General features: G+C 41.9%; 13 protein-coding genes. 7 read left to right on the top strand and 6 right to left on the bottom strand.

The window, feature by feature from the left end:
- Positions 1-58: 58 nt before the first annotated feature.
- Positions 59-478 carry a hypothetical protein gene (locus KAU88_05035; GenBank protein MCK4477873.1) on the bottom strand — a complete coding sequence of 140 codons (420 nt, stop codon included), beginning with the start codon at positions 476-478 and terminating at the stop codon, positions 59-61.
- Between the two features lie 743 nt (positions 479-1,221).
- On the opposite strand from KAU88_05035, the gene KAU88_05040 reads away from it, so the two are divergent.
- The gene (locus tag KAU88_05040) at positions 1,222-2,478 is read left to right on the top strand and encodes an orc1/cdc6 family replication initiation protein (GenBank protein MCK4477874.1); all 1,257 of its coding nucleotides are present in this window, start codon (positions 1,222-1,224) and stop codon (positions 2,476-2,478) included.
- Here the strand turns inward: KAU88_05040 and KAU88_05045 are convergent.
- Positions 2,468-4,060 (bottom strand): DNA-directed DNA polymerase II small subunit, encoded by a 1,593-nt coding sequence (locus KAU88_05045; GenBank protein MCK4477875.1) that lies wholly within the window; start codon positions 4,058-4,060, stop codon positions 2,468-2,470. The two genes, KAU88_05040 and KAU88_05045, sit on opposite strands and share 11 nt — an antisense overlap.
- 42 nt (positions 4,061-4,102) lie before the next feature.
- Positions 4,103-4,345 (bottom strand): hypothetical protein, encoded by a 243-nt coding sequence (locus KAU88_05050; protein MCK4477876.1) that lies wholly within the window; start codon positions 4,343-4,345, stop codon positions 4,103-4,105.
- 333 nt (positions 4,346-4,678) lie between these two features.
- Between KAU88_05050 and KAU88_05055 the strand changes: the two genes are divergently transcribed.
- From KAU88_05055 to KAU88_05075, 5 genes are all read left to right on the top strand, one after another.
- A complete protein-coding gene (locus KAU88_05055) occupies positions 4,679-5,656 on the top strand; it encodes a phosphate uptake regulator PhoU (GenBank protein MCK4477877.1) in 978 nt (325 codons plus the stop codon).
- 136 nt (positions 5,657-5,792) lie between these two features.
- Entirely contained in the window at positions 5,793-6,053 is a 261-nt protein-coding gene (locus tag KAU88_05060; protein MCK4477878.1) for a hypothetical protein, read from the top strand.
- A gap of 12 nt (positions 6,054-6,065) precedes the next feature.
- On the top strand, positions 6,066-6,818 hold the full coding sequence (locus KAU88_05065; GenBank protein MCK4477879.1) for a geranylgeranylglyceryl/heptaprenylglyceryl phosphate synthase: 753 nt from the start codon (positions 6,066-6,068) through the stop codon (positions 6,816-6,818).
- Between the two features lie 178 nt (positions 6,819-6,996).
- Complete coding sequence (locus KAU88_05070; GenBank protein ID MCK4477880.1) at positions 6,997-10,407, top strand: DNA polymerase II large subunit; 3,411 nt, start codon at positions 6,997-6,999, stop codon at positions 10,405-10,407.
- Positions 10,408-10,440: 33 nt separating this feature from the next.
- Entirely contained in the window at positions 10,441-10,719 is a 279-nt protein-coding gene (locus KAU88_05075) for a hypothetical protein (protein MCK4477881.1), read from the top strand.
- Between the two features lie 7 nt (positions 10,720-10,726).
- On the opposite strand, the gene KAU88_05080 is transcribed toward KAU88_05075, so the two are convergent.
- Together KAU88_05080 and KAU88_05085 are read right to left on the bottom strand one after the other, a co-directional pair.
- Complete coding sequence (locus KAU88_05080) at positions 10,727-10,993, bottom strand: nucleotide pyrophosphohydrolase (protein MCK4477882.1); 267 nt, start codon at positions 10,991-10,993, stop codon at positions 10,727-10,729.
- A 184-nt stretch (positions 10,994-11,177) separates the two neighbouring features.
- Positions 11,178-12,491 (bottom strand): serine hydroxymethyltransferase, encoded by a 1,314-nt coding sequence (locus KAU88_05085; GenBank protein MCK4477883.1) that lies wholly within the window; start codon positions 12,489-12,491, stop codon positions 11,178-11,180.
- 116 nt (positions 12,492-12,607) lie between these two features.
- Here KAU88_05085 and KAU88_05090 point away from each other — a divergent pair, with 116 nt between their 5' ends.
- A complete protein-coding gene (locus KAU88_05090; protein MCK4477884.1) occupies positions 12,608-12,793 on the top strand; it encodes a preprotein translocase subunit Sec61beta in 186 nt (61 codons plus the stop codon).
- A gap of 9 nt (positions 12,794-12,802) precedes the next feature.
- Here KAU88_05090 and KAU88_05095 read toward each other — a convergent pair whose 3' ends face one another.
- Positions 12,803-13,090, bottom strand: a complete 288-nt coding sequence (locus tag KAU88_05095) for a hypothetical protein (GenBank protein ID MCK4477885.1) — start codon at positions 13,088-13,090, stop codon at positions 12,803-12,805.
- Between the last annotated feature and the right edge of the window lie 34 nt (positions 13,091-13,124).

Consider the following 13,124-nt stretch of genomic DNA (forward strand, 5'->3'; position numbering starts at 1 on the left):
AATCCTTCGAAATAACAAAGTAACCAATTTAACGTAAATCTTTTTGTAACATTTTCGCTTATTTATTTTTCATAATCCTCAGGGTGTTTTGCGCCAATCTTGCCATAATTTGATACTTCCTATTAGAGGTCAACCCTCTTCTCGCAAGGAAACCACGATCAACCATTCTTGCTAAATATGTAGAAACCGTACTAAGAGAAATCGGTTCATTGAATTCTTGTTCGTACGCTACGAGAATTTCCTTAGAAGAAAACCACGCAAAAGGAAAATGTTTTTCAGCAACAGTTTTGGTTTTGTCAAATTTGGAAGCACTAGCTATGCTATTCTTTAATTCTTCCTTGTCATGCACGCCGCTGAGTAACTCCACAATATCAAGTAAGCATAAAGCCTTTTCTCTAGTCACTTTACCCTCAAAAGTTATATTATAACGGTTACCATCCTCATCATATACTTCCACTCGCATTTTCTTGGCAGGCATAGTACGCACCAGAAGATAATATCAGTCACTTTACACTTCACAAGATATAATTGTTATGAAAAAAACATCATAGTAAAAAAGCTGAAAACGGCGGCGTACAAACAAAAGGAGGAAAAATTGCAATTATTTGGAGTTAACAGTATTCACAAACTATTTGTTTGAAAAAATGGAAAAACACTGTAATCATCATTAAATTTCCAAAGGAAACCAAGGGGTCTCTTATTCACACTAGAGTAGACAAAAATAACCAAAAAATGCCAGACCATCCTAGAGAAAATCTCACATTAGGCTAAACTTTACTAATGCTTCACAAAATGTGACTATTAATATTTCACCAACCCCTATATTTCCATTGCAAAACTTAGTGTATGAATTAATATTGCTGATTCATATTAGAAATATGGATTTATTAAACAAAAGAGTATATTTGCTAAAAAATATTTGAGCATTAATATTAAAAATATTCAATCGTACTAAACAACCAGAGTATATTTCTTTCAATAAGAAATCATATTGACATTTTATTTCAAAAGAGTCTCCATCAGAAAGAAAGGGGTGCGTGTGCAAGCGCCTTTAAACAATTAAGCTTCTTTTTACTTTATATCTACAACAATTTTCTACATCTTACACTTTGCTTTTTAGTTATATAGTACACCTCCATTTTTTTGTAGGAGAGTGTTTATCTTTGCCAGTTGAAAGCAAGGTTTTACAATTGCATTTGCTGAAGGGAGAAGACTATCATTATGAAAAAAGAAGCAGATATGCTTGATTCTGTCTTTGAACGTTTTCTGAAAACTAACCACTTTTTTAAGGATAGAGATGTACTCCGCCATGACTACATTCCCAAAAAACTACCTCACCGTGAAGATCAGATAAGGCACTTAGGCATGATTGTTGCTCCTCTGTTAAAAGCAGAAAGATGTTCCAACATATTTATTTATGGAAAAACAGGTACTGGAAAAACTGCTGTCATGAAGTATGTGCTAAGCCGGCTTGTGCAAAAGGCTGTAGAATTTGGTGCACCAGTTAGGGCAGCGTATGTAAATTGCCGCTTAGCAGGAACGGAATATAGGGTTTTTACACGATTATGTGACTCCTTGAATATCCATGTACCCTTTACTGGGCTTGCTGTTGGCGAAGTTTTTGATCGCTTTAAAAAAGGTCTGGAAACCCAAAATCTCTCACTTATTGTCATATTAGATGAACTTGATGAGTTGATAAAGGCTAGAGGCAACGTTCTCTTATATCAACTGACGAGGGTAAACGGTGCTCTTTGTAATAGTACCGTCTCTATTATTGGAATCTCGAACGATCTACGTTTCAAAGAAATGCTGGAGCCACGCGTTTTAAGTGCCTTGAGTGAAGAGGAGGTAATGTTTAAACCCTACGATGCTTCCGAACTTCAAGACATTTTATGGGAAAGGGCAGAGTTAGCATTCTGCAATGGTGTCTTACTAAAAGGTGCTGTGAGCCTGTGTGCTGCTTTGGCTGCTGCGGAACATGGGGATGCAAGGCGTGCACTCGACTTGCTCCGTGTGGCAGGCGAAGTAGCGGAGAGGGAGAATGCAAAGATAATAGCCGAAGACCATGTTAGAGAAGCCGAGAAGCGAATTGAGCGTAATAGAGTAATTGATGCCTTAACAAATTTGACACTGCACTCAAAATTCGTTCTCTACAGCGTATACCTCCTCGGAAAAGCAAACATTTACTCCGCCATTACTGGCGACATATATGAAATATATACTGAACTGTGTAAGGAAATCGGAGTTTCTCCACTGACACAGAGAAGAGTAAGTGGGCTTGTAAGTGAGCTAGATTCAATTGGGTTACTAAATTCAAGGGTCATAAGTAGAGGTCGCTATGGTCGAACAAAAAAAATTAATCTCGCAATACCACGAAGCCCCTTAAAGAAAGCGTATATAGACGATGCCCACTTAGGACAGTTAACTGATTTCACACCGAAGTGTTTGATACTAAAATTTGGTAAAACTAAGCATTAAAATCCACAGGTAAAACAGCAAGTGTCTGAAGATCTACAACAGGGATAATACCCGGTGTGGGTTCTAAACCCAAACTTCTCTGATAACCAGTTTGCTTTTGCCAAGCACCAGAATTAACCATAAGAGTTCCTCTATAAAATTCATGTTTCATAACGTGTACATGACCTGCATGGAAAACATCTGGAACGCTTTCTATTACAAGAAAGTCTCGCTTCTCCGGCGCGATTGAGGTGCGCTGACCGTATGTAGGCGCCAAATGTCTACCTTTCAATAACAAGCGCATAGCTCTCTCCGGAGAATGAAAATCCATATCTGCCGCTGTAGCCAAGACATCGTCTAGACTTCGTCCATGATAAATGAGAAATTCTACGCCATGAATGCTTACAGTTGCTGGGTTGCCTAGTGATAATATGTTTCGTGTCTCATAAAGGGGCTCTCCATATCTCTTAGGGATGGCAGGTTGTGGCAAGGCCTTCCTTGACGCGTCGTGGTTTCCAGGAATGATTATCAGCTCTATGTAGTCTGGGATCTGTTCAATGAATTTTGCCGCCAGCCTATATTGCTTGAAAATATCTCGTTCGGCTAGTTCTTTTATTTGGTTTGGATAGATACCTACACCGTCCACGATGTCACCGGCGATAATGATGTACTTGACGCGGCTAGCGACTTCTCTTAAGTTCTCATCTCCGTATTTTCCATTGAGCCACAACACAAAACGATTAAATTCCTCTCTCATGAACTCTTTGCTTCCCACATGAAGATCAGATATTAGGGCTACATGGACAGCTTCTTTAGCTTTATGCGGTTTCTTTTGAGGGATATCTGGGAAGAAAAGTTCTTCGACAATTAGCAAGTTCTTTCTGCTTTTCAATAAGCTTAGGCATACAACTTGATCAAGTAGTAGCGACTTTGTCTTCTCTAAAAGTTCCTTAGATGCATTTCGGGGAATGAGCACTATAGCGTTGGTTTCCAGGTCTTCGATTTTTAAGAAAACTCCGTATTTTGATTCGCGCTTCTCTGTAACTATACAAAATATATTGACTCTTGAATTAGATGCCGCTCGGAACGCCTCTTTTATTGATGCAGCATTCCTAGAATCCATTCGTTGTCGCAGCAGTTTTCTTATTCGCTTAAACCGATCCTGAAAGTATTCAAGATATTCATTAATTGAACCAGTTGAACATATTTTGTCGGTTGGATCCTCTAATACTTTTATGTCCTTATCCACATCCTTTGCGTTTGGGTAGAAGGTTCTTTTGGGTTTTCCTGTTGCTATAGAAGGTTCCTGCAGGGCGGAGACAGTAAGTGTTTTTGTTTCTTTCGTATCTGGAAAGGTTTCTTTTGCTGTTTCTTCAAGAAGATTCTTGCTTATAAAAAGCGGTCTTTCCTCGAGTCTTTCCAATTTTTCCAGAGTCATTTCAATGAGCTTTACTGGATCCTCTGTTTTTGATATTGTAGTGAGAAGGCTGAAAGCTTCTTTGTTGAGGTGATAGCCTGCTGTGAGGGAAAAGGAGACTGCTTGCTGAACTTTCTTTTGCTTATTCAATTTTAAGCGGTCTCCAATTGTTTCTTTTAGTATCACTATGTGACCTTCCCTTTTATCACCTATTTTTCTTGCCTTTCCTTATGAATAGAGGCAGGCTATTAGAATAGCAGTTATAGCGTCAATTTTATGCGGTGTCATAGTTCGTATTTCGAGATCTCCCTTTAAACCTATTTGTTTCAGAAAAGTTCGTGTCTTTTGCCAATCTTTAGTTGGCATGCCAAGAGCTTCTCTGGCTGATGCAGGATGAACCTCAATGACATCTAATCTGTTGGCTCTCAGCTTATGCATTAGAGGAGTGGCACGCTTAGTAAGGTTCTTCATTGAACACATAAGTGATGGAAAGACGGAGTAACCCTGTTTCAATAGGTCTCTATTTGCTTTGCGCATTGTCCCGGTTTCTGGCGTTGTTAGAGACGCGTCTATTGCAATAATACGTGATTTGCGATTAACTGTTTAGTTTATTATCTCCTTATCTCGATGTACGTAACATGTGGAAGCCCATCCGTTCTTCCAATACTCCACCCAGGCGGGTTTTTTCTAACACTGCCAAATCTATACCTATTACAACTTCCTTTCCACCTTCCATTTTTGCCACCTATAATTATATATCACTCTCTTGTTTTAGACTTCTAATGGACGGTTTGAGGCAGTAACATGGAGCTTCGTAAGGTTCAACGTACCAATAGTGGCACTTTTTTTGTTTCTCTACCTAAAGATTGGGCGGAACGCGTTGGGCTAGACAAAGGAATGGTTCTAGCAGTTCTGGAGTCTAGTGATGGACGTTTATGCCTTGATCCACAATATGACGCCGAGCGCAAGCCTTTAAGCGTTACGATAAGGCCAACACCCTATTTAGACAGAGAAATCGTGGGCAAGTATTTGCTTGGTTACGATGTGATTCGTGTTGAGGTCAAAAACCGCATTTCACCCCATGAAAGAGCATTAATCAAACAGGCTTCTAGGCGTCTTGTGGGTTTGGAGATTGTAGAGGAAAATTACACTCGCATCGTTTTGCAATGTTTATTGGAACCCGCCGCGTTTCCACCTGAGAAAATTCTGAGACGTGAGTATAACATTGCCGCTGGCATGCACCGAGATGCTGTGAGTGCCTTTCTAGAAGGCGACGTACATCTAGCCAAGAATGTGATCGCCCGTGACGATGAAGTGGATAGGCTTTATTTCCTTCTTGTGAGAATTTTGCGAACTATAATTCAAAACCCAAATTTAGGCGAGAAATTGGAAATTCGTTCCATTGACTGTCTCGATTGTCGAATGTGTGCAAGTTTAGTTGAAACAATAGGCGACAGAGCTGTAGAAATTGCCTGTAAAGCCTTATTGTTAAAAGCCTTGAAAATCTCTAGGGCGGTTTCAAAATTGATGACCAAGTTTCATTCTATGGTTTTTGAGGCTCAAGAGAAGGCTTTGAAAGCATTTTTCGGGCACACAGTCGTTTTAGCAGAGGAAGTACGCAATGAAAGGGCAAAGATGGAAAGCATGCTCCATGACATAGAAGCAGCAATGAAGCAATCCGAAGAAGTTGTACCTCTTATTTTAGCCGTGGCGTCTTCGATGTATCGAATTTTTGGGCACTGCGTAGATATTGCGGATTTGGTGATGCCGAAAGAGCTGTAAGGGCATGACAACGTATCAGAGCTTTCTATTCTAGCGCTAAACAATTGGTTGAGAGACTAGAAAGAATGTGGAGAGCCTTTTGGGTAAGTATTTAAGGAATAATAACGTAGAAGCTAAAGAATAGAGGCTTGAAGACATGGGGAGAAGGCGAAGGAAAGTTGTTCGCATTCCTAAGAAGCGTCTGCCACAAGTTTTTCTCTGCCCTCGATGTGGGAAAGAAGCTATACGAGTACAACTTTTAAAAGACGATAAAAAGGCCGTGGTGCATTGTGGCGGTTGTGACCTAACAGACGATTTATCAATTAAGCAGCCTTATAAAGAAATTGATGTTTATTGCAGATTTACCGACAAATACTACAGTATGAAGAAGGCTTCAAAAACTACAGCAACCGCATAGGAAGGACTTCGCATGGTCGGCCCTGTAGAAAATTATCTTCTTAAGCGTATTCAAGAAGAAGGTGCGATCCATCTTACTTTGATTGACCCCGAAAAAGTTACAGTCTCTTCTGCTTCTCAACTAGCTAAAAGAGTAGAGGTATACAAAACGACAGCCATTATGGTAGGTGGCTCCACTTCCACTTCTATAACTCATCTAAACAGCATCATAAAGGCGATAAAACGTACAGTAAAAATTCCCATAATCTTGTTTCCAAACAATATAACCGGAATCAGCAAATACGCAGATGCAATATGGTTCATGTCTCTTCTAAACTCGGTTGATCCTTATTTTCTTATGGGCGCTCAAGTTTTAGGCGCTCCCATGGTTAAAAAATACGGTTTAGAACCTCTTCCGCTTGGCTATATTATTGTAGGTGAAGGTGGTACCGCTGGAATTGTAGGAAGAGCCATTCCCATTCCCTACACGAAACCAGAACTTGCCGCAGTACATGCGTTGGCGGCACAATATTTTGGCATGAGGTTTGTTTATTTGGAAGCGGGATCTGGAGCAAGCCAACCAGTTCCGTCGGTCATGATAAAGACTGTAAAACACGCCATTAGCACTCCTTTAATTGTTGGAGGCGGAATTCGCGATAGTGGGCAGGCTAAAACTGCTGTTGCGGCCGGTGCAGACATAGTTGTGACTGGAAACATCACCGAAGAAATAGGCACTAGAAGTATGTTTAAAAAACTCGTGACAACTGTCAAGAAGAACGTGGTTTAGACAACAACTACGTTGAACAATTTCAACCTATAACGATGCTGGGCAAAATAAACAAGTTGCTATCCATAAATACAATAGCACTATCCACATTATTGGCACTTTTAACCTTCTTCGTGTCAGAAAACCCAAAATACGCGTCTACAATTGCAGTTACTGGGCGAGCTTTTTGGGCGTCAAGATGAGCAAGGAATATCAGCGATACGCGCTTTCAATTGAAAATGAACTGAAGAGACTTTATGAAATCGCCAGAAAAGCGCGAGAAAAAGGGTTAGACCCTGCACTAAAACCTGAATCCGAAATTGCGAAAGACCTTGCGGAGCTTGTAGAAGGTTTGGTGGGCCCCACGGGGGTTGCAGAGAGCATAAGGGAACTAAGCGAAAAGCTTCCTCGCGAAGAGCTTGCTTTTAAAATTGCCGAAGAAATTGTCTATGGTAAGTTTGGCCACATGGACACTCAGACCGCTGCAGAGCAAGCCGTTCGCACATCTCTTGCCATTCTGACAGAAGGCATAACAGCAGCTCCTTTGCAGGGAGTTGTAAAGGTATCCATAAAAACTAACCTCGATCAGACAAAGTATTTGGCTATATATTATGCAGGTCCAATTCGTGCGGCTGGAGGCACAGATCAGGCATTAACACTTGTCATTGGCGACTTTGTACGTCGTCTTCTTGGCTTGGACCGTTACAAACCTACGGAAGAAGAAATAAATCGGTTTATTGAAGAGATGCGGCTATATGAGCGAAGTGTGGGTCGATTTCAATATCACGTCGCTGATGAGCGACTTCGGATGGCTCTAGAGTCAATACCCGTCGAGGTAACGGGCACCGAATCTGACCCTGTTGAGGTGCAGTCTTTCCGTAATTTGCCTAGAATAGAGACAAATCATGTTCGTGGGGGTGCTCTGCGTGTAGTAAACGATGGTATTATAGGTCGAGCTGCAAAGGTCTTCATCATTATTAAAAAATTAGGCATTGAGGGTTGGGATTGGCTGAAACACACAGGTGAAACGAGGGGAACTCAGGAAAAGAAAAAGACTGCTGGTTTTATGGAAGACATAATTGCGGGGCGTCCCGTTTTTTCGTTTCCTTCACAACCAGGTGGGTTTCGCCTTCGTTATGGGCGGTCAAGAAACACTGGTTTGGCCGCTGTTGGAGTACACCCCTTGACAATGTTGGTTCTAAACCGATTCCTTGCTGGAGGCACACAGATTCGTATAGAATTGCCAGGTAAGAGTGGGATAGTTATGCCTGTGGACACTATTGAGCCACCTATAGTATTGTTAAAAGACGGCTCAGTAACTCGCGTTTCAAGACAAAACTTTGAACAAATAAAAAACAAGGTTGATAAGATTCTTTTTTTGGGTGACCTACTCGTTAGCTTTGGAGATTTCTTGTATAACAACAAAAAGCTTCGCCCTTCAGGGTATACAGAGGAATGGTGGATGGATGAGTTGAAATCAGTGATAACGCAGCGTTTTAACGGTGATTGTGAGAAAGCAGCAACATCTACACATGTCTCGGCGAAACGTTTAGAAACATTCCTTTTACACCCCTTCCACAACAAACCAAATGCGGAAGAAGCTATTGCGATAGCCAAAAACCTAGATGTTCCGCTTCATCCAAATTATAGTTTCTTCTGGTCGAACATAACAACCGAGGAATTACACGAACTGCGCCAATGGCTGCTCAATTCTCAGGTTGAAAGAGAGAACGAACAAATTTCCCGAATAACTAATGAATTGAACGCTACAATGAAGAGTATGCTAGAGCGTTTATGCCTTCCTCATCAAGTTGTCAAAAATCAAATAATCATTGAAGGCAATGAAGCTTTCGCCTTGGCTACTTGTCTTGGCATTGATTCACCAACAGCTAAATTTGACACTACCATTTCTTCTTTCGAGGCTTTAAAGAATCTTTCTGGTATTACTGTTCGAGCAAAAATACCTACCACCATAGGGGCACGTATGGGTAGGCCTGAGAAAGCAAAAAGACGAGAAATGAAGCCTCGCGTCCATCTTCTCTTCCCTGTAGGACTAGCTGGAGGGTCGCAACGTGATTTAATTGTAGCAGCTCAGAAGGGACCCGTTCATATAGACTTGGTAAAGCGACGATGCCCAAGCTGCCTAGAACTGACTCTAAGAACTAAATGTGCTTCATGTTACGTTAAAACAGTTCTTGAGAAAACTTGTCCCCGATGTGGCATAAAAGTTGACAAAGATGTTTGCCCGACCTGCAAAATTTCCACTAGCGGCTTTGAACGGCAAACGCTTGACTTGAAACCACTGATTAGAGATTCTTGCCGCCAGTTGGCTGTCAATCAGCCAGAGATTATTAAAGGAGTTAAAGGGTTGTCAAACAAGTACAAGGTTGCTGAAATTTTTGAGAAGGGTATTCTTCGCGCTAGGGGAGACCTGTCTGTTTATAAAGATGGGACAGTACGGTTTGACGCTACAAATGCTCCACTAACTCATTTCAAACCTGTTGAAGTCAAAGTTTCAGTGGAAAAGCTTAAACAGTTAGGATACGCTTTGGATTTCCAAGGCAGCCCTCTAACCAGTGAAGAGCAAATTTGCGAATTGAAGGTGCAAGATGTTGTCATCCCGCGAAAGAGCGTAACATATTTTGTTCGTGTGGCAAATTTTCTTGACCAACTTCTCGAAAAAGTCTACAAACTTCCAAAACATTACAACGTGAAACAAGCTGAAGACTTGGTAGGTCATCTTTTGGTTGGTTTGGCGCCCCACACTTCTGTCGGCATTTTAGGCCGCATCATAGGATTCACCGACCTTGATGTCTGCTACGCTCATCCCTTGTGGCATTCTGCAAAGCGGCGTGATTGTGATGGAGATGAAGACGCTTTGATGCTTGCTCTTGATACTTTGTTGAACTTTTCAAGGTCATATCTGCCTTCTCAAATAGGCGGCATAATGGACGCGCCTCTTTTCATAATTCCAGTTATTAATCCGATGGAGGTGCAGCGCCAAGCGCACGAGTTTGAAATTGTCGATCATTATCCTTTGGAATTTTACGCGAAAACGTTAGAAAATATTGCTCCTTGGAAAGTGACGAACATCATTGATTTGGTTGCTCATAAGTTGGGAACTGAAGCGCAGTTTGAAGGCTTTGGCTATACAACTCCTGTTTCGAACATTAACATGGGGAATCGTGAAAGCATGTATAAGAAACTTAAGAAGATGACCGACAAGCTAAACAGTCAGTTAGAGCTTGCAGACAAAATTGAAGCGGTTGACGCCAAGCGTGTGGCTTTGAAAGTCTTAACAACTCATTTTCTTAGGGATATCTCTGGGAACCTCCGCGCTTTCTCAACTCAAGGCTTCCGCTGCAAACTGTGCAACAAACGTTTCCGCCGCATGCCACTTAAAGGAAAATGTCTAGAATGCGGAGGCCCATTGTCACTGACAGTGTATCGTGGCGGAATCGAAAAATATATTGCCGCCGCACGGCGCCTCGTCGAAAAATATGATCTGCCCAGATATTATCTTCACCGTCTTGCATTGGTGGAAGAAGAGATAGTCGCTCTATTCGAAGGCAAGAAGCCTCGGCAAATAAGCCTTGTAGATTTTGCTTAAACTTTTTCTATCTGAAACACAGAAGTATAATTGATGGCTATGGCCAAACTGGCTTTTCATCCAAATGCCTACTTGAGCGAAACAAGGAACGTTCGACAGGGATTAGCTTCGCGTACCAAAATCCTTAGAGTTCTTGAAATAAAAATTGTTACTGCGAGTATGCTGGCAAAAGAAGCAGGTTTGAATTACCATGTGGTTCTCCATCACTTGAGGCTCTTAGAAACTGAGAAAATTGCTTCGCACAAAGGGAGTAAGAAGCCTTATTTTTGGGAATTAACGGGTATGGGGCAGCAACGTTTGAAAACCGTTTAACCCTTTATCATTTCACAAGGCATTTGCAGGGCGATGAACCACATTTCGGGCAACAGTTATCATATTTCCTTAGTGAAGCCTCTTCCAAGTCTATTTCAAGAACATTAGCCAATGACGCAAGCCAAGCGATAACATCTGCAAACTCGTCTTCTAGGGCTTTCTTATTTCCATTTTGCATGGCTTCTTCAAGCTCGTCAACTTCCTCTTTAAGCCACCTAAACGTTCCCACTACCCCTCGTTTAAAGTCTCTATGAAAATAAATACGTCGCATCATGCTCTGAAACGCTCTTATCGAAGTCATAAATCAGCCCTGACCATATGCCTTCTGAAGGTATTCAAGCAAAAATGTCAAGAGGGTAAAACAATGCAAAGGTTCTTGATGAACATAAGAATGGGTCAGAGATACTAGCTTCAACATCTATCGCCCTTTTTAGATAAAGAAATCTGTTACATGGTTTCTAGCGGAGTTTTACGTATTTGTACGCCTTTGCAGCGTCTTCAAAGCAATAGTGCACCTTTTCGTAGTCTCTTCTAAACTCTGCAACATCGCTTTTGACCTTGTGGAAATCTTCCTTATCGATGATTACACGCTTTATGAATTCGGCGATTTCAGCCATCTCCGACTCTTTCATGCCAAGCCTTGTTATCTCAGATGTGCCCAGTCTTATCCCGCCTGGGTGCATAAAATGACGGCCTTCTTTGATGTCCCAAGGCAGCAAGTTGCGGTTTATGATGATGTTCGCCTTTTCCAAGGTCTCCTCTATTGAGCCACCGTCACCTTGTTGTGTTATGTCGATAAGAATGACATGCGACTCGGTGAAGCCTTTATGCTCTGCCAACACCTTGAACCCACGTTCATGCAAATCCTGCGCCAACGCTTTCGCGTTCCTGATAACTTGTCGGGTATATTCTTTTCCAAACTCTAACATCTCAGCACATGCCACGGTAACGCCTGCTAAAGCGTGCAGATGATGATTGCTAACCATCCCTGGAAACGTGGCTCTCTTGATGTTGTCTGCGTATTTGCTCCATGAAAGTACGCCGCCGTGTTGAGGGCCGAAAAGAGTTTTGTGAGTGCTTAAGCTGACAACATCGGCGCCTTCTCGCAGTGGATCCTGAAATGTTCCGCCAGCAATCAAGCCAGCTACGTGAGCGGCGTCATAGCCTACTGTAGCACCTACATTGTGAAAGATTTCAGCTAGTTCTCCAATTGGGTGTGGGAACGGGAACACACTTGCCCCAAACATCACCAGTTTCGGTGGCTTTCCCTTATCGACCATTTTTTTCACTCGTTTCTTCGTCTTGTCCACATCAATATTTAGTTCCTTATAGTCTAAGGCTAAGTATTGCACATCTAAACCACTAACTGCACCTGCAGTGCCACCCAGCCGCTTCTTACCCGTCGTAATGTGCCCTCCACATGGAATCGACAATGCCATCATGACATCGCCGGGCTCCGCGAAGGCCGTGTAAACTACAAGGTTTGCAACCACCCCTGAAATTGGACGTACATCAACAAACTCTGCACTAAACAACTTCTTCATCAAATCAATACATAGAAGCTCAACTTGATCTATGTACGTGCACCCAGCGTAAACCCGCTCGCCAGGCCAGCCTTCAGCATACCGGTGACCAAAGTCACTTGCCAACGCTTCACGCACAGCTGGGCTTGATACGTTTTCACTTGCTATGAGTGGAACACTTTCTTGGAACCATTTATGATGTTCTTGGAGCAGTCTGAATGTTCGGTTATATGATTCGCGGGCAGACAATATATGAACCTCTGTTCTATTGAAAACTCGGTGCCGACATAAAAACTTTGAAGAAACGATAACATTAATTAGCTGAGATTTGAAGAGTATAAATAGACATTAAAGGGTTTGTCGGTATGAGTAGAAAGAAAAAGCGGGAAAGTGGTGCTCCAATGCCAGCAGCAAGTGCTGGTTTGCTGCGATTTTTTGAAGAGGAGACTAACGGTATACGAATTAAACCAGAGCTTATTATTGTTCTCGCTATTAGTTTGATAATTTTCTGTATACTAGCACAGCTCTACTATGTCGGAGGACTTTTCTGAAGAACGTATCTATTCTTGGCCCTTGTGAAGAATCTCTATTCGCTGAACCGCGTTTAGATTGACAAAGATTTCACTTCTCTCCTCCCTACCCGCAATTTGTGGTATGGGGTTTGCAATAGTTGTTCGGAAAATCACGGCTTCAGCGTTTGAAAGCCAGATTCCAGGCGGTTCATGTGTTATAGCCGCTAACGTTCCTTCAAAGCCATAAGTCTGGCTCAGAATTACTAGTATTTTTTTCCCCACGGTTTTTTCCAGCATGTGAAAGATTGATGGAGGTGGGATAATGTTAGCTGGCATAAACAGTCCTACCTTCTTATTTCTGTTCTAGGAT

The organism is Candidatus Bathyarchaeota archaeon, assembly GCA_023131225.1.
Taxonomy (GTDB): Archaea; Thermoproteota; Bathyarchaeia; order Bathyarchaeales; family SOJC01; genus JAGLZW01.